20 protein-coding genes are annotated in these 19,850 nt (G+C 61.7%); 2 read left to right on the top strand and 18 right to left on the bottom strand.

Annotated features, from left to right (window positions below; genetic code table 11):
* Positions 1 to 181: 181 nt before the first annotated feature.
* The 9 genes from H043_RS0106235 to H043_RS0106195 all read right to left on the bottom strand — a co-directional run bounded on the left by H043_RS0106235 (position 182) and on the right by H043_RS0106195 (position 7,218).
* Positions 182 to 817: a hypothetical protein gene (locus tag H043_RS0106235; RefSeq protein WP_025113416.1), complete on the bottom strand. Its 636-nt coding sequence runs from the start codon at positions 815 to 817 to the stop codon at positions 182 to 184.
* Between the two features lie 93 nt (positions 818 to 910).
* The gene (locus H043_RS0106230; protein ID WP_027611131.1) at positions 911 to 2,353 is read right to left on the bottom strand and encodes an efflux transporter outer membrane subunit; all 1,443 of its coding nucleotides are present in this window, start codon (positions 2,351 to 2,353) and stop codon (positions 911 to 913) included.
* On the bottom strand, positions 2,350 to 3,237 hold the full coding sequence (locus H043_RS0106225) for an HlyD family secretion protein (RefSeq protein ID WP_027611130.1): 888 nt from the start codon (positions 3,235 to 3,237) through the stop codon (positions 2,350 to 2,352). The genes H043_RS0106230 and H043_RS0106225 overlap by 4 nt, the downstream gene beginning before the upstream one ends.
* Positions 3,234 to 3,443 carry a DUF1656 domain-containing protein gene (locus H043_RS0106220; protein WP_027611129.1) on the bottom strand — a complete coding sequence of 70 codons (210 nt, stop codon included), beginning with the start codon at positions 3,441 to 3,443 and terminating at the stop codon, positions 3,234 to 3,236. Before H043_RS0106220 ends, H043_RS0106225 begins: the two co-directional genes overlap by 4 nt.
* Positions 3,440 to 5,503 (bottom strand): FUSC family protein, encoded by a 2,064-nt coding sequence (locus H043_RS0106215; protein ID WP_027611128.1) that lies wholly within the window; start codon positions 5,501 to 5,503, stop codon positions 3,440 to 3,442. Before H043_RS0106215 ends, H043_RS0106220 begins: the two co-directional genes overlap by 4 nt.
* Positions 5,500 to 5,928, bottom strand: a complete 429-nt coding sequence (locus H043_RS0106210) for a MarR family winged helix-turn-helix transcriptional regulator (protein WP_007961473.1) — start codon at positions 5,926 to 5,928, stop codon at positions 5,500 to 5,502. The genes H043_RS0106215 and H043_RS0106210 overlap by 4 nt, the downstream gene beginning before the upstream one ends.
* Positions 5,929 to 6,050: 122 nt before the next feature.
* The gene (locus H043_RS28950) at positions 6,051 to 6,296 is read right to left on the bottom strand and encodes a hypothetical protein (protein ID WP_041070983.1); all 246 of its coding nucleotides are present in this window, start codon (positions 6,294 to 6,296) and stop codon (positions 6,051 to 6,053) included.
* Between the two features lie 87 nt (positions 6,297 to 6,383).
* A complete protein-coding gene (locus H043_RS0106200; protein ID WP_027611127.1) occupies positions 6,384 to 6,629 on the bottom strand; it encodes a DUF2789 domain-containing protein in 246 nt (81 codons plus the stop codon).
* A gap of 127 nt (positions 6,630 to 6,756) precedes the next feature.
* Positions 6,757 to 7,218 carry an aminoacyl-tRNA deacylase gene (locus H043_RS0106195; protein ID WP_027611126.1) on the bottom strand — a complete coding sequence of 154 codons (462 nt, stop codon included), beginning with the start codon at positions 7,216 to 7,218 and terminating at the stop codon, positions 6,757 to 6,759.
* A gap of 152 nt (positions 7,219 to 7,370) precedes the next feature.
* Between H043_RS0106195 and H043_RS0106190 the strand changes: the two genes are divergently transcribed.
* Positions 7,371 to 7,922 (top strand): NfeD family protein, encoded by a 552-nt coding sequence (locus H043_RS0106190; RefSeq protein WP_081730188.1) that lies wholly within the window; start codon positions 7,371 to 7,373, stop codon positions 7,920 to 7,922.
* Between the two features lie 2 nt (positions 7,923 to 7,924).
* Positions 7,925 to 8,683 (top strand): slipin family protein, encoded by a 759-nt coding sequence (locus H043_RS0106185; protein WP_003220464.1) that lies wholly within the window; start codon positions 7,925 to 7,927, stop codon positions 8,681 to 8,683.
* 8 nt (positions 8,684 to 8,691) lie between these two features.
* Here H043_RS0106185 and H043_RS0106180 read toward each other — a convergent pair whose 3' ends face one another.
* The 9 genes from H043_RS0106180 to H043_RS0106140 all read right to left on the bottom strand — a co-directional run bounded on the left by H043_RS0106180 (position 8,692) and on the right by H043_RS0106140 (position 19,634).
* Positions 8,692 to 10,287 carry a glycosyltransferase family 39 protein gene (locus H043_RS0106180; RefSeq protein ID WP_027611124.1) on the bottom strand — a complete coding sequence of 532 codons (1,596 nt, stop codon included), beginning with the start codon at positions 10,285 to 10,287 and terminating at the stop codon, positions 8,692 to 8,694.
* Positions 10,288 to 10,448: 161 nt separating this feature from the next.
* A complete protein-coding gene (locus H043_RS0106175; protein ID WP_027611123.1) occupies positions 10,449 to 11,996 on the bottom strand; it encodes an efflux transporter outer membrane subunit in 1,548 nt (515 codons plus the stop codon).
* Complete coding sequence (locus H043_RS0106170; RefSeq protein WP_027611122.1) at positions 11,993 to 13,063, bottom strand: HlyD family secretion protein; 1,071 nt, start codon at positions 13,061 to 13,063, stop codon at positions 11,993 to 11,995. The genes H043_RS0106175 and H043_RS0106170 overlap by 4 nt, the downstream gene beginning before the upstream one ends.
* 26 nt (positions 13,064 to 13,089) lie before the next feature.
* Positions 13,090 to 14,628: an MFS transporter gene (locus H043_RS0106165; protein WP_027611121.1), complete on the bottom strand. Its 1,539-nt coding sequence runs from the start codon at positions 14,626 to 14,628 to the stop codon at positions 13,090 to 13,092.
* A 218-nt stretch (positions 14,629 to 14,846) separates the two neighbouring features.
* Positions 14,847 to 15,764 (bottom strand): LysR family transcriptional regulator, encoded by a 918-nt coding sequence (locus H043_RS0106160; RefSeq protein ID WP_027611120.1) that lies wholly within the window; start codon positions 15,762 to 15,764, stop codon positions 14,847 to 14,849.
* Positions 15,765 to 15,940: 176 nt separating this feature from the next.
* Complete coding sequence (locus tag H043_RS0106155) at positions 15,941 to 16,807, bottom strand: ABC transporter permease (RefSeq protein ID WP_027611119.1); 867 nt, start codon at positions 16,805 to 16,807, stop codon at positions 15,941 to 15,943.
* A 20-nt stretch (positions 16,808 to 16,827) separates the two neighbouring features.
* Positions 16,828 to 17,688, bottom strand: a complete 861-nt coding sequence (locus H043_RS0106150; protein ID WP_027611118.1) for an ABC transporter ATP-binding protein — start codon at positions 17,686 to 17,688, stop codon at positions 16,828 to 16,830.
* Positions 17,689 to 17,693: 5 nt separating this feature from the next.
* Positions 17,694 to 18,719, bottom strand: a complete 1,026-nt coding sequence (locus tag H043_RS0106145; RefSeq protein WP_027611117.1) for an ABC transporter substrate-binding protein — start codon at positions 18,717 to 18,719, stop codon at positions 17,694 to 17,696.
* An 18-nt stretch (positions 18,720 to 18,737) separates the two neighbouring features.
* Complete coding sequence (locus H043_RS0106140) at positions 18,738 to 19,634, bottom strand: TauD/TfdA family dioxygenase (RefSeq protein WP_027611116.1); 897 nt, start codon at positions 19,632 to 19,634, stop codon at positions 18,738 to 18,740.
* Between the last annotated feature and the right edge of the window lie 216 nt (positions 19,635 to 19,850).

Genomic DNA, 19,850 nt, shown 5'->3' with positions numbered 1-19,850 from the left:
CGCGAGGCGGCCCAATGTTTAAAGGTTAAAGAGTGTCTATGGGGAGTGTGGACAGCTGACAGGCGGGGAGAGTTTCGGCGTTTTTCAGGTCGTCTTCGCGAGCAGGCTCGCTCCCACAGGTGCAGTGTTACCCTTGTGGGAGCGAGCCTGCTCGCGAAGAGGCTAGTGAAATGAATGCAGATCAGGAATACTGAACCTCGATCTCATCGAGTTGATGATCGAAGCTCTTCAACCGCGCCGTCCAGGTATACACCAGCACTTCAAAGTCGCGATCGATCACCGCCCCGCCCGGCCCGTCAGCGCGCGGGTCACAGAAATCCAGCTGATAGCGCTCGCGGGCCATGGCCGTGGCGACATCCGACAGTTCGCGGGCATTGTTGAGCCAGTGCCAGCCTTCATCGGCAATCTGCTTGTCGAGCTCCAGACACTGCTTTTTCAGGGCTTCGAGGCTTTTTTCCAGCGGCGTGCCGGTGAGTTCGCCCATGACTTCGGCGAAGGTGCGTCCCGGTTGCCAGTAGCTGCCCCAGAAGTAGCGGTCGAATACGGTTTCGACCCGACGCAGGGCGACTTTGGTGTCCCAGATCAGCACCAGGGTCTTGCCTTGTTCAAGTTGTCTTTTCTTGACTCGCTGCACCTGGATCGACGCCCAGGCCACCACGACAATTGCCATCACCGCGATCAACGCCGTGGCACTGTCGAGGAAGACCATGGCCTTGTCGATCTGATGGGCCAGCATGATGCCGTAGAAATAGGTGGCCGATAGCAGCACCAGCGCTACCAGGGCGCACCAGAAGCCGAGAGCGTAAGGGTTTTTCATTATTGGTTTCCCCTAGACCAGCGCTAGCAATGTGCGCTGAAAGGGTGCGTTGCACGTGGCACCCCTTCAACACTTCAAAGCATAGCAACGGCTTCAGGGTTTGCTGGCGCTTGAGGCTTGCGTTCGTCCGCTTTCCCAACCGCCACCGAGGGCGAGGAATAAATCGATCTGGCTCATGGCGACCTGGGTGTTGGCGGCGGCCAGTTGCGCGGTGACGTCGGTGTAGGTGCGGGTCGCCTGCAGGTCGGCGAGGAACGACTCGCGCCCGGCCTGGAAGAAGCGGTGGGTCTGGTCCGCCGCCAGTTTTGCCGATTGCTCGGCATCGGCCAGGGCGTCGCGGCGTTGCAGCAGCGCGCTGTACTGGGCCAGACCGGTCTGGGTTTCGCGGATGGCGTTGAGCACCACGCCGTCGAAATGCGCCAGTGCGCCCTGAGCATTGGCTTCGGCCTCACGGATCCGCGCGCGAGCGCCATTGGTCGGCACCTTCCAGCTCAATGACGGGCCGAAACCCCAGCGGTTGGTCGACGGATCACCCAAGTCGTCAATAAGACCGACGGTGCCGATGGTCGCGCCGATGCTGATGTCCGGATACAGCTCGCCCGTGGCGACGCCGATGCCCGCTGTCAAGGCCGCCAAGCGACGTTCCGCCTGACGGATATCGGGACGACGCTTGAGCAGCGCCGCACCGTCGCCCACCGGCACCAGTTGGGCAATTTTCGGCAGTTCGGCACAAGTGGCGGTACCGGCCGGCAATTGCTCGACCGGTTTGGCCAGCAGCATCGACAGGCGGAACAACCCGGCCTGACGCGCTGCCTCATAGCGCGGCAGGTCGGCGCGCAACGACTTGAATTGGGTTTGCGAACGGGTGACTTGGGTTTCATCACCACGCCCGGCATCGCGCAGACGCTGGATCAGCGTGGTGCTCTGCGATTGCAGGTCGAGAGAATGCTGGGCAATTTCCCGCTCTTCGTTGGCCGCGCAGACTTGGGTGTAGGCGCGAACCACGTCGGCCACCAAAGTGATGCGTGCGGTGTCAGCCGCTGCTTGAGTCGCATCGGCGTTAGCCTTAGCGCCTTCGATACCGCGTTGCAGGGTGCCCCACAGATCGAACTGATAAGACGCGCTGATGCCAATATCGCCGACGTTGTCGACCGGGACTTTTTCCGGCAGCAAGAACGCCTGCCCGGATTCCTGCAAACGCTGCGCGCCCATCTTCACGCCTGCGCTCCAGCCACCCGCCGCTTCGGCCTCATCGACTTGCGCGCGAGCCCGTTGAAGGTTCGCCGCCGCTACGCGCAAATCAGTGTTGGACGCCATGGCCTGCTGCACCAGTTGATCCAGACGTGGATCCTTATAAAGCCGCCACCAATCCGCCGGTACCGGCGCTGACACCACCGGTTTGCCCTCCACCGCCAGTTCGCCCTGAAAGTCCTTGCGCTGCACCGCGGCGTCAGCGGGCAGATGATAGTCCGGCCCGACCATCTGACAGGCCGAGAGCATCACGCCCAACCCGGCGATCATCAGGGCCTTGTTCATTGCGCGGGCTCCTGCGTTCTGTCGTCGATGATCGACACGGTCGCGGTACGCCCGGCGATCATGCGGAAGTCTTCCGGCACCTCGTCAAAGGCGATGCGCACCGGAATCCGCTGCGCCAGGCGCACCCAGCTGAACGCCGGGTTGACGTTGGGCAGCAGGTTGTTGCCGCTGGTGCGGTCGCGGTCTTCGATACCGGCGACGATACTTTCGACATGCCCGCGCAACCTGGCCTTGTCGCCGATCACGCGGATATCCACCGACTGCCCGACATGAATGCCGTCGAGTTTGGTTTCTTCGAAATAGCCGTCGATGTGGAACGAGTTGCTGTCGACCACCGACAACACCGGACGCCCGGCGGTGACGAATTCCTGCACCCGCGGCGCACGGTCGTTGACGTAGCCGTCCACCGGGCTGCGGATCACCGAACGGTCGAGGTTGAGCTGCGCGCTGTCCACCATCACCAGCGCTTCGGCCAGCGCCGATTGCGCCCGGGCGACTTTCGACTGGCTTTCTTCCAGCTGTTCGGCCGGCACCAGGTTGCCCAAGCCACGGTTACGCTTGGCTTCGCGCTGGGCTTGAGCCAGGGTTTCCTCGCGATCGGCAACCGCCGCTTTAGCCTGACGCAGGGCCAGTTTGAAGCGGTCCTGATCGATGCTGAACAGCACCTGGCCGCGTTTGATCAACTGGTTGTCCTTGACCTCGACCTGCTGGATCAGCCCGGACACGTCCGGAGCGATCTGGATGATGTCGGCGCGGATGTGGCCGTCGCGGGTCCACGGCGCAAACATGTAATACATCACCATGCGCCAGACGAGGACGACGGCAAAAGTCACGATCAGCAGGGTCAGGACCACGCGACCGATAGTCAGAAACGGTTTTTTCATGTCATCAGGTATCGACTGAGTGAGTCCACGCCGTACAGCAGCACGGCGTAGAGGGCCACGTTGAACAATGCCCGGTGCCAGACCAGACGGTAAAAGTGCAGGCGCGTGAGCACGCCATGCACCAGCAAAAACAACACATAGGTGATGCCCATCAGCACCAGCAGGGTGGGCAGGAAAATCCCGCTGATATCCAGATCACCGATCATAGGGGCGCTCCATCGGGCAGCGGTTCTTCGGCATCGCTGGTGCTGACGAATTCCACGCCGGGCAGCAGCGCCAGGCGCAAACCGCTCAAGGCATGCAACAGGTTTAGCCGGGTTTCTTCGTCGCCGTGGCCTTTGAGCGCGCGGCGCGCGCGGTCCATCGTCATCAGCAACGGACTCGGCGCCGGCAAGCGTTCGCCGGCCTTCAGACACGCGCGGAAATACTCGCCGACCTCAGCCACCACTTGCTGCAGCAGGGCCTTCGGCGCGCCGCTGACCCTTGGCGTGTAAGCCAGCAGATCGAGCAGGTTCAGGCCGACGCGCACTTCACGCATGGCAATCCCGGTGTCCTGACCGGTCATGGCCAGACGCGGCAGGTGCTGCATCAGACGGTCAAGCAATTGCACGCCCAGTTGCCGGTGCTCGGCGAGGTTGGCCGGCTCGGTCATGCGCACGATGTCTTTCCAGCTGAAGCGGGTCAGACGTTTGGCGGCAAGCTCGACGCCGAACGGGCGGGCGATCAGGGTCCAGATAAACGCGAACAACAGGCCCAGAGGGCCGGCCAGGTTGGAGTTCACAAAGGCGAAGAAGTCCGCGTCGTACGCGCCCTGAATGCTGATGAACGACGAGGTGTTGACCAGCGTCAGGAGCATGCCGAGGAAGAAGCGTGGCTGCACCGTCAGGGTGCCGACACAGATGAACGGAACCGCAAACGCCAGTACCAGCATCGGGAAATCGTGCAGGTTCGGCAGAATCAGAAACAGATAGAGACTGGCGAACAGCACCGACATCCCGGTCCAGAAAAAGAACCGGTAGATCTGTGGCGCCGGGTCGTCCATCGAGGCGAAGAAACTGCACGCTACCGCCGCCAGAATCACCGCGCTGCCACCGTCCGGCCAGCCGAGCAGAATCCACAGCACCGAAGCGACGATGATCGCCAGAACGGTCGAGGCCACCGAATACAGCATCATCCCGCGGTCGAGAAACGGCGTCAGCCGCCCGAGGCGCCAGTGCCGGTAAACCGCGCGCCAGCTGTCTTGGCGCTCGCAGAGAATCGCGTCCTGCAAACTGCGGCAGTCCTGCCACAGATCGATGAATTCGCCGAGGCGATAAATCGCGTTGGAGAACAGCAATTGCTTGCGATCTTCCAGCGCCTCGCAGCTTGGCTGCAGGGTCTGCAGCTGATCCTTGAGTGCCTGCCAACGCGCCAGATCGGCGTCGTTATGGCCGAGCCACTCCTGGGTCGCGGTCAGCAGCGGGGCAAACTTTTCCACCAGTTCCGGTGTGCGCCGTTCAAGCGCGTAGAGCGAATCTTCCAGAGCGTCGATCACCGGCAGCAGGTGGATCATCCGCCCGCGCAGTTCCTTGGTGTTGCGCACGGTTTGCGGCCGGGCGCCTTCGTGGGGCAACTGGCCGATCATCAATTCGAGGCTGTTGAAATTGGCGACCATGGCCATGCGCAGCGTGGCGATCTGTTCAGGCTGCACGTCGCGGCTGAGAAACTTCAGGCTGTAGGTGGTGGCGTCAGCGAACCACTTGCCCACCGCGTCGTTGAACACCGGCGCCAGACGCCGTGGCCAGAACATCGCGCCGACCACCGCCGCCACAGCGATGCCGAGAAAAATCTCTTCGGTGCGCGCCTCCGCCACGTCCCACACCGCCAGCGGGTTATCCACGGTCGGCAAAGCGATCAGCGGCAAGGTATAACCGGCCAGCATCAGTGCGTAGTTATTGGCGGTACGCAGGTGCAGCGACAGGAACAGCAAAATCCCCGTCCACAAGGCAATCACCACCACCAACACGTACGGACTCTGCACGAACATCGGCACGAACAGCACTGCCGCCGCCGCTCCGAGAAAAGTGCCGATGGCGCGGTACAGCGCCTTGGAGCTGGTCGGCCCGAGAAACGGGCTGGAGACAATGTACACCGTGGCCATCGCCCAATACGGACGCGGCATTTGCATGAGCAAGGCGATGTACAGCGCAATCATCGACGCTGCAAAGGTACGAACCCCGTAGAACCAGTCGCGGGCAGGCGGGATGCCAGAGAAAAAACCGTTCAAGAATTGATCACCACAGGCGGATTGGCCGCCTCAAAAGCTCGCAGTACCCGAAGCGTGGCCTCCAGATCACTCTGGTCGATGCCTTCGAGCACTTCATGACGCAGACGCACCAGTTCGATCTCCACCGCTTGCACCAGTTCACGGCCGGTGTCGGTCAGGCTCAGGCACTTGGCCCGACGATCCTGCGCATCTTCGGTGCGGCAGACGTAGCCGGCGTGGCACAACTGATCGAGCAGACGCACCAGCGACGGACTCTCCATCCCGGCCGCCTGCGCCACCTGCACCTGACGCACGCCCTCGCCCAACCGCCCGATCATCAACAACGGCACGGCGCAGGCTTCGGAGATTCCATAGTTGACCAGCGTGGTCTGGCAGATCTTCCGCCAATGCCTGGCGGCCACCACCATGGCACTACTGATGTTCATCTGGAGAGCGTCGAGGGAATTCGCCACGGGAAAATGCACACTGTTAGTTTGCTAACTATCAATATCGCATTGGCGGGGAATTTCAGTCAAGTTTTGAAACAAATCTTCTCGGCAGAGAATTTCTATAGTTCATCCAGCTCGATGGCTACCCCTACTTCGTTCCTGCGCGAATATGTGATTGACACCAAATCGAAATCATCCAGCTTATTCAGGATCGCTTCATAAATTTCTGGCGAAATCAGCACAGCCACTGTTGTGTCGTGCTTCCGAAACTCGACAGGCCCGTTGGAGATGCTTTCGATCACTGCCTCAATACAGTCCCCAAGCGCGTCAACATCAATTGTTCTGACTGGCAAAAATGATTGCATCGACGGCTCCGGATTGTTGAATTGGCAAGCTACTCCAACATCGATAGGGATCCTGCGGACATTCTGTAATAAGGTTTTACTTCAGTCCTACAAAACCCGCCCCTTGCGCAACAACACATTCAACTGATCCACCACCTCCGCCCAATCCGCATCATCAAGAATCTCATCCCGCAAAAAATCCGCCTGGCTCTTGCTCCAGAAAAACGCGTCTGCGAGGTGCAACTCGGGTTTGAGTGGTGAATGGGTGGCGATGAATTGGTCGATGCCGGTCGGGTCGCTGTCCAGTCCCAGTTGCTCGAACAGGGATGGCAGGCTGTGGGTTGGCTGCTCCATGGAAGACTCCTTCAAAAATGCGGTGGGTGGGAGATCATTCGCGAGCAGGCTCGCTCCCACAGGGGTACGCAATCAACCTGTGGGAGCGGGCTTGCTCGCGAAGGCGTCCGCGAAAGCGCTACAGAACCTAATGACTCAACTCCCGCACCTCGGCATGCGGCACCATTTTCAGAAACTCGGGCATGCTCATGTGCAGCAGGTAGTTGTGGTTGCCGGCTTCCAGGTAGATATCTTTCTGCCGGGTCAGCAGCGGGTCGATGACCATGTCCAGGCCGTAGGAATCACCGAGCGGCGGCACCGCACCGCGTTCGCAGTCATCGAAGATATGCGCCAGGTTGCTCTCCCGGGTGATCTGCCATTCGCCGCGAATGCGCACTTTACTCAAGTCCAGATGCCGACTGGCCGGCAGCACGGCCATCAGGTAATGCCCGTGGTGGTCGTCGAGAATGACTGACTTGGCCACGCGTTCGGCGGGCACCCCGGAAACCCGCGCGGTTTCCAGGCTGCTGGCCGAGTGGCGGTGGGCCACGATGTCATATTCGCAGTGCGCCCGGTTCAGGCTGCTCTGCACTTTTTTTGCCATACGCATGCTGCACCTCGGTGTCCCGCTGAACGTTGTGCCTGTTCTGCTGAGTCTAGTTCGGCCAGTTGCTGATGAAGAGAAATCCGCTCATTGGACACATACGCTTATTGATCAAAATTCATCCGGCGCCAGGCTCAACTAGACTTAAGGAAACACCCATGACTCTCCCGGAGGGTCACGTGAACAGCCGATGTTGCACGTTTTTCCTGATACTGCTGGCCAGCGGCTCAGCCCTCGCGGCTGATGTCCTGCCGACGGCGGTCAATCCGGTCGGCCTGTGGCTGATCACCCTTGGCATTGCCTTTCTGATCGCCGAAGCCGCGCTGCCCAACTACGGGGTGATCGGCCTCGGCGGGATCATCATGTTCGTCATCGGCGCGCTGATTCTGGGCAACGCCGAGTTGCCAGTGCCGATGATCATCGGCCTCGGCCTGGTCAGCGCCCTGCTGCTGATCGCATTGATCGTCCGCGCCTTGAAAACCCGCCCGCGCCACGCCGTCAGCGGCGATGCCGGGCTGGTCGGCAGCGTGACGGCGGTGACCACCGTACAAGCGCAAAACGCCCACAACGGCTGGGTGCAATTGCAGGGTGAACACTGGCAAGTGCAGAGCACGACACCGCTGCACGCCGGGCAATCGGTGCGCGTGGTCGGGCGAAATGGCTTATTGCTGAAAGTCGCCGCGACTGACGCGGTGCGACACGGAGAGTGATCATGGGTCTGCAAATCGGTTTCGTTGCACTGCTGCTGTTGGTCATTGCCCTCGCCGGGTCGACCTTCCGCATCCTGCGTGAGTACGAGCGCGGCGTGGTGTTCCAGCTCGGACGCTTCTGGCAGGTCAAGGGCCCGGGGCTGATCCTGCTGATTCCGGTGGTACAGCAAATGGTCCGGGTCGACCTGCGCACCGTGGTCCTCGACGTGCCGCCACAGGATGTGATCACCCGCGACAACGTCTCGGTGAAGGTCAACGCGGTGCTGTACTTCCGCGTGCTCGACCCGCAGAAGGCGATCATTCAGGTCGAAGACTTTCTCTCGGCCACCAGCCAACTGGCGCAGACCACCCTGCGCGCGGTGCTCGGCAAACATGAGCTGGATGAACTGCTGGCCGAACGCGAGCAGTTGAACATCGATATCCAGCAGGTGCTCGACGCCCAGACCGACGCCTGGGGCATCAAGGTCGCCAACGTCGAGATCAAGCACGTCGATCTCAATGAATCGATGGTGCGTGCGATTGCCAAACAGGCCGAAGCCGAACGCGAACGCCGGGCCAAGGTGATCCACGCCGAAGGCGAACTGCAGGCCTCGGAAAAACTCATGCAAGCCGCCGAAATGCTCGGCCGCCAGCCCGGTGCCATGCAATTGCGTTATATGCAGACCCTGAGTTCGATTGCCGGTGACAAGAGCTCGACGATCGTCTTTCCGTTGCCGATCGAATTGCTCAAGGGGATGGCGGATTTGTCGGGCAAATCCTGAGCCTGCGATCACCCGCCCGGTTTATCGGCGCTCGGCTCCCTCACGTACAAACGTGCAAATGCGCCGCCTGCATGGACATCGCTCTGCCGCTGCCAGCCTTCAGGCAACGCGGCAAACTCATCGGGTTCATCCAGCGTGCCGATCAACCACATCCGCGTGCTGCCCTTGGACACGTCGCCAAGCTGATCGAGGAAAACCTCCTCGCCGACCAAAGTGCCAAATCCGTAGGCATTGGGACGCGTGGAACGCCCATCCGCCGCTGGTGGCGTATACAGACGGATCTGCGCGTCAGTGCGGTTGTAGTAGATGTAGCTGAGGTACCACATCATGTCGCTGGTGACGATCCGGTCACCCTCGGTGAAGTGTCGATTGACGTAGTCGACCAGCACGCTGAACTGATCATTGCTGTCGACCGTGGCGTTGTTCTTCACACCCACCAGTTCGACCCCGACGAACAGCACCAGAATCGCCAGCGCCAGAACGCGAGAGCCTGCGTACAGCCGATCGACCGCCAGCGCCACCAGCATCGGCAACCCCAACGCATAGGCCGTCAAATACCGCTCGATGAACACCGGCGAGATGAACGACACGCCAAACACCAGCAGAATCGGCATCACGCTGTAGCACAGCAACAACAAGCTGCCGCGAAATACGCTGCGATCACGATGCAGGGCAACGGCAATCACGGCTACCAGCGCCAATGGCAAAAGCAAAAACAGCCACCCCGGCAAGGTCATGCCGTCGTCCTGGATCAGCAACGACCAGACCATCGACGGCAATGAGCTGAGGGTCACCGGATCTTCCCAGCCTATGTCATTGCTGGCCTTGAGTTCCGGGATGTGCTGCAGCAGATCAAGCAGGTTGGACACCCACGGCATGTACAGCAACGCGATGCTCAAGTTGGCCAGCCACCAGGCCGGACGCTGAATATGCCGCAGCCGATACCCCGGCTGCACGCGCACCGCTGTCAGATACAGCCAGTGGCTGATCACGCACAGAACGGTGAAGTAGTGGGTGTAGAACGCTGCTGTCATCAGCAACGCATAGGCCACCAGATAACGATGCCGCCGCGGCTGGCGCACCCAGTAGACCAACGCAATCGTCGCCCCGATCAGCCACATGCCGAGCAGCGAATACATGCGCACTTCCTGGCTGTAGCGCACGGCCGTGGGCAACAACGCCAGCAATAGCCCGGCCAGCAACGCAGCGCGACGGGTGGCGAGCAGATCCACCAGCCACACACCGAGGCCGACGGTAATGATGCCCGGCAGCGCACTCATCAAGCGAATGGACAGGATGCCGTCACCGAACAGCCCGATCCAGCCGTGCAGCAGCAGGAAATACAGCGGTGGGTGCACGTCGTGGGCCGCTAGCCCCCAGATCTCGGCCAGTGGAAACTGGCTCAGCAGGACGCTGGAGCCTTCGTCGAACCAGATCGCCGCCGCCGTCAGGTCGAAAAAACGCACCGCCGCCGCGAGCAGCATGATCGGTAACAACCAGTGCTCTCTGGCCCAGCGAAGCAGACGCAAGGCCACCAGCCATGCACCCGGGACCGCGCGCGGATCCTGCGTGTCGCCAACCGGCGTTTCTCTGTGTGCCGCCATTGCATCCTCTTGCTGTGCCGGAATATCGCGAACGGATGGAGCCGAACCTGCCCGTCACTTTAGGTCAGCCACAGGAGAGCCGTCGATGGCGGTGTGCGCTTTCACGACATCCGGCACCCCGGCCAATCCCAAACAGCCCTCGGCATTTCCAGTTCAGGCCATCAGCGCCGCGCCACCTCCCCCGCCGGATACACCGACTCCCAGCCCCCGCCCAACGCCCGGTACAACCCGACCATCGCCAGCGAAACGCCGGTCGAGCTTTCCACCCACTGCTCTTGAGTCGCCAGCAACGCGCCTTGAACGGTGAGGACGTTGACGAAATCGACCACGCCTTCGACGTACTGCTGCTGTGCGGTGCGCAGGGCGATCTGGTTCTGGCGTACGGCTTCGGCGAGGCTGTCGCGGCGGCGTTGGCTGGCGTTGTAGGCCGTCAACTGGTCGTCGATTTCATGCCAGGCGCGTAGCACGGTTTGCTGATAGGCGATGGCCGCTTCCTGTTGCTGCGCCTCACGTAGTTGCAGCACGCCGCGCAGGCGTCCGCCGTCGAACAGCGGCAGGCTGAATTGCGGGCCGATACCGAACGCACGCGAGCCCCAGGAACCGAAATCGCTCAGTTGCATCGCTTGCGATCCGAGGTTGCCGGACAGGGTGATGCGCGGATAAAAATCGCCCTTGGCCACGCCGATGTTGGCGGTGGCGGCATGCAGGCGCGCCTCGGCCTGCCGGATGTCCGGCCGGCGTTCGGCCAGTTGCGAGGGGAGGCCGATGGCGACTTGCAGCGGCGACTGCGGCACCGCGCCGTCTGTGGATAACTCCTTGGCCAGGGCCTGCGGCGGTTCGCCCATCAGCAGGCTGATCGCGTTGATCAATTGCGACTGACGCTGCTCAAGGGCCGGCAGGCGCGATTCGATGGCCGCGACCTGCGCGGCCGCTTCGGCGACGTCCAGATCGGTCGCCACACCGTCGTTGAGGCGCAGTTGCGACAGTTTGAGGCTGTGCCGGGCGACGTCGAGGTTCTGCTCGGTGACCGCGCGGGTGTTCTGCACGCCGCGCAACTGGATGTAGTTCTGTGCGGTGTCGGCGAGGACCGCGAGCAGCACGCCGCGACGGTCGTTTTCGGCGACTTCGAGGTTGGCATCGGCGGCTTCGGTTTCGCGGCGTACACGGCCCCAGAAATCCAGTTCCCAAGAGGCGGAGAAACCGGCATCCCAAAGGTTGAAAGCGGAATCGCCGTTGTGTCCGGACGGGTCATTCAGGCCTTCGCCACTGTTGCGTTTACGCGCGTAGCTGCCGGTAGCGGCGGTGTTCGGGTAGCGATCCGCGGTGATCACCTGGCGCGCGGCACGGCTTTGTTGCAAGCGGCTGCTGGCCAGTTGCAGATCGAGGTTGCTGTTCATCGCCCGCTGGGTCAGGGCTGAGAGTTGCGGGTCGTGAAAAACCTCCCACCAGCGTTCGTTCAACGGTTCGCTGACGGCTTGGCTGGGGGCGGATTTGGCGGGTTTGGCCCAGTCGGCGATCTGTGTGGCTTCGGGCTTGTGGAAGTCGGGGCCGACGGTGCAGGCGCTGAGGCCAAGAGCGAGCAAGGCACCGAGTGCGAGTTGCTGCCACTGGCCTCTTCGCGAGCAAGCCCGCTCCCACATTGGGTAATGCGTTCCCCCGGTGGGAGCGGGCTTGCTCGCGAAGGCGTCAGTTCTATCAACGCTGTTCATCGCTGAGTCACCTCGCGCTCCGCCGGCGCCGAACGGCGAGTGTCGATACTCGCCTCCACCGACATGCCCACACGCAAACGCTCGGCCAACGGCTGACCCGGTTCAAGCACGATCTTCACCGGAATCCGCTGCACGACCTTGGTGAAGTTACCCGTGGCGTTGTCCGGTTTCACCGCGGCGAATGTCACGCCAGTCGCCGGGGCAATGCTTTCGACGCGACCGCTCAAGGCCTCGCCGCCGAGGCTGTCGACGCGCATCTGCACGTGCTGGCCCGGCTGCACGTCCGTCAGTTGGGTTTCTTGAAAATTGGCGACCACATACGCCTGCTGCAACGGCACCACCGCCAGCAGCTTGCTGCCCGGCGTGACATAAGCGCCGACGCGCACAGCACGCTCGCCGATCATGCCGTCCTGCGGCGCGGTGATCCGGGTGTAGGACAACTCGAAACTGGCGATTTCCAGCGCCGCCTGCGCGTGCTTCAGATTGCCTTCGGCAGCATCGCGCTGCGCCGTGAGAATCTCTACCTGCTTACGCTCGGCCGCCAGTTTCGCGCTGGCGGTATCGAGCCGAGCGCTCGCCTGATCGATGCGCGTGCGGGCCTGTTGCGCGTTCTGTACCGTGCCGGCGCCGACGCCAGCGAGGTGGTTGTAGCGATTGAGTTCCTGCTGGGCGAAGGCCATTTCTGCCTTGGCCGAGACCACCGAGGCCTGCGCCTGAGCAATCACCGACGTCTGCCGCTCCAGCGTGGCCTTGGCGTTTTGCAGCTGAGCGCGGGCGACCAGGGTTTGCGCATCGGCCGCTTCAGCGGCGGCGCGCAAATCGCGATCATCGATCAGCGCCAGCAACTGCCCGGCCTTGACCTGCTGGTTGTCTTCCACCAGCACTTCCTTGATGAATCCGGCCACGCGCGGCACCACCAGGGTGAAGTCGGCGGAAACAAACGCATCGTTGGTGTTTTGCTGGGTGCGCTTGCCGAACAGTCCCGGCACCGCCAGGTACAGCAACACGCCGACCGCCAGTGCGGCCGCCACGGCCACCGCGAGTTTTTGCTTTGCTTGAGTCGTCATAAAAACCTTCGGTATCAGTGAAGCAATCAGGTCGGCGCACGGGGCGGAAAGATCCGCGTCGGCAGCCAGAAAATCAGCAGGATCAGCGCCACCGCGACGCCGGCCATGCACACATAGAGATCAGAGGAAGTCAGCACCACGGCCTGTTCATGCAGGCGATGGGCGAGCCCCGGGTCGCTGCGATCGGCCAGCGGTGAGTTGCCGAGGTTGTCGATCAACATGGTCGAGTGGAAATGCAGGCGCGCAGTGGTCAGCGCCTCAATGACTCCGGTGGCGATCACCGCCGCCAGGCCTTTCACCGTGTTGAACCACGCGGAGGCGAACGGCCCGTCCTGCGGCTGGATGCTGCCGGTCGAGAGCATCAACAGCGGCAGCACCGACATTGGCTGACCGAAAATCTGCAGCCATTGCAGGACGTAGAAATTGTCGCGGATCCACTCCGAAGTCAGCAGCGAGCCCCCCATGCAGGACAGGGTCAACATGCTCAAACCGATGCCGAGCACCCAGCGGCAATCGACCCAGCGCAAGTTGCACAGCGCCGCCACCAGCGGCAGCGCGATCAGTTGCGGCAACGCGGCGATCAGCATGATCGGCGCGGTCTGCACCGGGCGATAACCCTGGACCTGCGCCAGATAGCTCGACGGGATCAGCACCACCGCCTGCAACACCACCAGCACCCCGGCCAGAGTCATCAGTGCAAACGACAGGTTGCGGATGCCGAGCATCTGCAACTTGAAAAACGGAATCGGCTGCGACCATTCATTGATCAGAAACGCCACCAGCAACAGCGAACCGGCGCCGAGCAAACCGCAGATCAGGCTCGACTCGAACCAGTCCAGCCGATTGCCCTGGAGCAAGCCGATCACCAGCATGCAGATCGCCGGAAAGCCCAGCAGCAGGCCCTTCCAGTTGAAGGTCTTGAGGCGCTCCAGGCGCAGCGGATCCTGCGGAATCCCCCAAGCGACCATTGCCATGGCAATCAGGCACGGCACGATGATTTGCCAGAACGTCCATTGCCAGCCGACGTATTCACTCCATAAGCCAGCCAGCGGCGTGCCGAGACCCGGGCCGAACGTCGCCGTCAGCGCATAACCGGCCAGACCATAGAGTTTGAAATTGGCCGGCAGAAAGCGCAGCGCAACGGTCATCAGCATCGGCGGCAACGCGCCGCCGGCCAGCCCTTGCAGGGTGCGCATCAGCAGCAGGCTTTCGTAATTCGGGGCGAACGGGCACAGCACGCCGAGCAGCGTGAACAGGCTGATCGCGCAGAGGGTGAAACGGCGCAGCGAAAAGGTCACCGAGCACCACGGCGCGAACGCCATCGCCGCCACCGAGGTCGCGGCGTAGCAGGACACCAGCCAGGTGCCTTCGTCATAACCGATGTTCAGCGCGCCCCGAATGTCGGCCAGTGCGACTTTGGTCACCATTTCGTTGAGGCCCGAGACCAGCACCGCCAGCAGCACACCAACCAGGCCGGTGATGATCCGCGCCCCGAACACCGGTGGCGCAGCCGCCGTCGCCGGACTGGCCGCAGCAATGGGCGCCGGAACCGACAGGGATGTCATGGATACACACTCCGGAAGGAAAAATACCGGAGCATTTTAGTAAGGCTTACTGCTGACGAAAATTGACTTATTGGCAGGTTATAAGTGCGCTCAGTGCAGCAATGAATATCCAATGTGGGAGCGGGCTTGCTCGCGAAAGCGGTGGATCATTCAACCTGTGCGGTGCCTGACACGACGCCTTCGGGAGCAAGCCCCCTCCCACACGGACTCTGCTTGTATCAGGGTTGCGTGGCCAGCCACGTCTCGTCACAACACGCCTTGAGCGTTTCGCGCAGCCAGCGGTGCGCCGGGTCCTTGTCGAAGCGCGGGTGCCAGGCCTGAGTCAGCATCAGCGTCGGCAACGGAATCGGCAGATTGAACGAACGTAGCTTCAGGCCCAGTCGGCGCACGCTGAGCAACGCTTCCTTGGGCACCGGCAAGATCAGGTCGGAATCGGGCAAGGCAAACATCGCCGCGTGGAAGCTTGGCGCAATCACCGCCACCCGCCGCTCCAGACCCAAGGCGTTCAACGCGGTGTCGATGGGGCCGCGAGCAATGCCACGGCGCGACATGCTGATATGCGAGTAACCGGCATAGCGCTCAGCAGTGATTTCGCCGTCGAGCAGTGGATGATCCTCTCGCACCAGGCCGACGAAATGCGTGGAAAACAGGTTCTGCACTTTGACTTCCGGGGTTACCGGACGGGTGTTGCTGACACTCAGATCAATCCGACCTTCGCGCAGCGCTTCGTCGTCGCCATCGCCCTCGGGGACGAAGCGCAACTCGCAGTGTGGCGCCTGCTGGTCGAGGGTATCGAACAGCTTGCCGCCATATACGCCAATGAAAAAGTCGTTGGCGCGGATGCTGAAGCGCCGGCGCAGGGTGCCCAGATCCACGCTGTCGGCGGAGCGAAACAGCAGCGCCGCCTGCTCGACGACATCGCGCACCTGCTCGCGCAATTCGAGGGCTTTTGGGGTGGGTACCAAGCCACGACCGGCGCGCACCAGGATCGGATCGCCGATCGCCTCGCGGATCCGCGTCAGAGTGCGGCTCATGGCGGCGGGGCTGAGGTTCATCCGCCGCGCGGCGCCGACCACACTGCCCTCGTCGAGCAGAGCGTCGAGGGCGACCAGAAGATTCATATCCGGGAGTTGCATGCTGAGCACTCGTGGCTGATCTGGATTGATCTGGGTGCAATGCTAGCAAACATCCTTCAAATTTGGCGGCGGCTGAAAGGACGCCTTCGCGAGCAAGCCCGCTCCCACAGGGGAACGCATTCCAAAATGTGGGAGCGGGCTTGCTCGCGAAGGCGCCGGTCCTGCCAACACAAATCTCAGCGCTGCATGCCCCAACGCTTCACCGTCACTCGCTCCAGCGTATCGAACACCAGATTCTCCACCAACAACCCGATCAGGATCACCACCGCCAACCCGGCAAACACCTTGTCGGTGTACAGCTCGTTGCGATTCTGGAAGATGTACCAGCCCAACCCGCCCTTGCCACTGGTCGCACCGAACACCAGTTCGGCGGCGATCAGCGTGCGCCAGGCAAACGCCCAGCCAATTTTCAGCCCGGCGAGGATCGACGGCAGCGCTGCCGGGATCAGGATGAACAGCACAAAACGCATGCCCTTCAGCCCGTAATTACGCCCAGCCATGCGCAGGGTTTCCGAGACACCGAGAAAACCGGCGTAGGTGTTCAACGCCAGCGCCCACAGCACTGAATGCACCAGCACGAAAATCAGGCTGTTCTGCCCCAGCCCGAACCAGAGCAACGCCAGTGGCAGCAAGGCAATCGCTGGCAGCGGGTTGAACATCGAGGTCAGGGTACTCAGCAGATCGCGACCAAACTGCGTCGACACCGCCAGCGTGGTCAGGGCGAATGCCAGCACGATGCCGATCAGGTAACCCTTGATCAGCACCACCAGCGATATCCACACCTTGCCCAGCAACTCACCACTGAGCAGGCCGTCGTACAGCGCATGACTGGTCTGCAGAAAACCTGGCAGCAGCAGGTCGTTGTTCTGCACCCGGGCGATCACCTCCCAAAGGATCGCCAGCAGAATCAGGATCAGGCTTTTGCGCAGCCAGCCCTGTTGCCACAGGCGTTGCGCCAACGGCAATTCGCGCTCAAGCGGCACGCTGGTCAATGGTTCAAGGACGGTTTCAAACTCTTGTCGTACAGACGATGGTTGGCTCATCGGGCAATCCTCCAGAACGCTCAATAAGCGATACGAATGTCGTTGAAGTCATGGTCACGCTCGGTTTCCGGCGACTGGCCTTCATCGAACAGCAAACGGTGAATGCGCCGCGCCGATTCCTGAAACGCTACGCCGCCGAGGCTTTGCAGATCGTATTGATGGCTGTGCACCTCAGCGCGTACCCGCCCCGGATGTGGCGACAGCAGCAGGATGCGATTGCCGACCACCAGCGCCTCTTCAATCGAGTGCGTAACGAACAGCAAGGTGAAGCGCACCTCCTCCCAGAGCAGCAGCAATTCTTCCTGCATCTTGCGCCGGGTCAGCGCGTCCAGCGCAGCGAACGGCTCGTCCATCAGAAGGATTTTCGGCTGCATCGCCAGCGCGCGGGCAATCGCCACCCGCGCCTTCATGCCGCCGGACAAAGTGTGGGGATAGGCGTCGGCGAATGCTGCCAGACCGACTTTTTCCAGGTAGTGCAGTGCACGTTCTTCGGCGTCTTTTTTGTTCAAGGTTCGCGAGGCCAGCAGCGGAAACATCACGTTCTGTTTGACGGTTTTCCACGGCGGCAGTTGATCGAATTCCTGGAACACCACGATCCGGTCCGGACCCGGTCCATCGACCCGCTGACCTTGCAGGCGAATTTCGCCTTCGCTCGGCGCAATGAAACCGGCGGCCGCCTTGAGCAAAGTCGACTTGCCGCAGCCGGACGGGCCAAGCAGCACGAAGCGGTCTGCCGGATCAATTTCGAAACTGACCTGATGGGTAGCTCGCACCACCCGTTGCGGGGTGCGGTATTCGAGGCTGACGTTATCCACCGCCAGCAGCGCTTGCGTACTGGCGACCGGGTTGCTGGCCGCGTGGCCTTGCAAAGGGGCATTCATCTCGATCAGCTCCCCTGCAGCGGTTTGGCGTCCTGGAAGAAGTAGTCCTTCCACGATTCCGGTTTGTTCTTGATCGCACCGACGCGGTAGAGGAATTCGGCCAGTGGATAGGTATTTTTCGGCGTGACGCTGAATTCGAATTGCGGGTTGTCGATGATTTTCAGCAGCTCGGCGCGGTCGATCCTGGCCTTGGTCACGCGGATGTAAGTGTCCGCCGCCGCGCCCTTATCGTTCTGCGCAAATTGCGCGGCTTCGGTCAGCGCTTCGACGAATGCTTTGTAGGTTTTCGGGTTGTCGTTGCGGAATTTCTCGGTGGCAAACAGCACCGTCGGCGAGTTCGGGCCGAGGATGTCGTAGGAGTTGAGCACCACGTGCACGTTCGGGTTCTGCAGCGCCTGATCCTGGAACGGTGGGTTGGAGAAATGCCCGGTCAGCTCGGTGCCGCCGGCAATCAGCGCAGCGGTCGCATCCGGGTGCGGCACGGCGATGGTGTACTTGTCGAGGCGATTGAATTCCTTGTCACCCCACTGTTTGGCCGCCGCGTATTGGAGGAAGCGCGACTGCACCGACACGCCCACCGCCGGCACCGCAATGCGGTCCTTCTCGGTGAAATCGGCAATGGTTTTGACCTTGGGATTGTTGCTCACCAGGTAGTACGGGAAGTTGCCGAGCGAGGCGACTGCCTTGACGTTCTGCTTGCCGTGGGTGCGATCCCAGATGGTCAACAGCGGGCCGACGCCGGCGCCGGCAATGTCGATGGAACCGGACAACAGCGCATCGTTGACCGCCGCGCCACCCGAGAGCTGCGTCCAGTCGACCTTGATGTCGAGGCCTTGCTGCTTGCCGTACTTTTCGATCAGGCCCTGATCGCGCACCACATTGAGCAATAAATAGACAATCCCGAACTGTTCGGCGATGCGGATTTCACCTTCGGCGTGGGCCACGGTCGGCGCCACCAGGCTGCCGGCAAGCAGGCTGAAACCCAGGCCGATGGCCGCCGCCAGCGGTGCGAATGGAAGACGTTTGGACATGATCGAATCTCCGGCAAATCAGAAAGGCGCGTCGCCCTGAATGGTCGTGCGATACAGCTTGCGGCGCAGGTGCGCTGGGCAGCCGGCGGCGAGGTGGATCAGCGAACGGTTGTCCCAGAACACCATGTCGTGGGGCTGCCACTGGTGGCGGTAAATGTTTTGCGGCAGCACGCTGTGGGCGTAGAGCTCGGCGAGCAGTTGTTTGCTCTCGTCCTCCGGCAGACCGACGATGCGGGTGGTGAAGCCTTCGCTGACGAACAACGCCTTGCGGCCGTTTTCCGGGTGGGTACGGACGATCGGGTGCACCACTTCGGCGACCTGCGCCAGTTGCTCCGGGGTCAGGGTCGGACGCCAGTTGCCTTCGAATTTGGTTTCGCTGTAACGCGCGGTGTAGGAATGCGCGGCCGATCGCCCTTCCACGGCTTTGCGCAGCGCGTCGGGCAGGCTGTCCCAGGCTTTGTGCATGTCGGCGAACAGGGTGTCGCCGCCCTCGGACGGCAACTCCTGGGCGTGCAGCATCGAGCCGAGACTCGGCAGTTCTTTATAGGAAAGGTCGGAGTGCCAGAACTTGCCGGCATCGCCGAGGCCGATGTTCTGGCCGTTCTCGACGATGTTGGAAACGATGAGGATTTCCGGGTGATTGGCCAGCAGGAACTGCTTGAGTACGTGAATCTGCAACACGCCGAAGCGGCGGCTGAAATCGATCTGCTGTTGCGGGGTGATGCGCTGGTCGCGGAACACCACCACGTGGTGATCCAGGTGCGCACGATGAATGCGCGCGAAGTCCTGATCGTTGACCGGCCGGGTCAGGTCCAGGCCGATGATCTCGGCACCGACGGCACCGCTGAACGGACGAATTTCAAAGGTTTGCGGCGCGGCAGTCGCGGCGCTTGGGGTGGCAGTAGCTGCGGACATCTTTCAATCTCCCACGCACGGCGCGCTCACAGGCGCGCACGTCGATCAGACACTCACGCTGGATTGCGTGTTGGTTCAGGTCGTGCGGCGCGCCGATTGGTCGGCAGGTACGCAGGTGGATGACTTTAAAGCTATAAGAACTGGAAATTAAATACCGTTAATGAATAACGATATGGCAGATGGTGAGGAATGGACTGGATGGTGAGTGACGGTTTG

Source organism: Pseudomonas sp. URIL14HWK12:I6 (assembly GCF_000514195.1).
GTDB classification, from domain to species: domain Bacteria; phylum Pseudomonadota; class Gammaproteobacteria; order Pseudomonadales; family Pseudomonadaceae; genus Aquipseudomonas; species Aquipseudomonas putida_A.
Note: the sequence above shows the minus strand (reverse complement) of the source record. Positions and strands in the feature narration are given on the sequence as shown.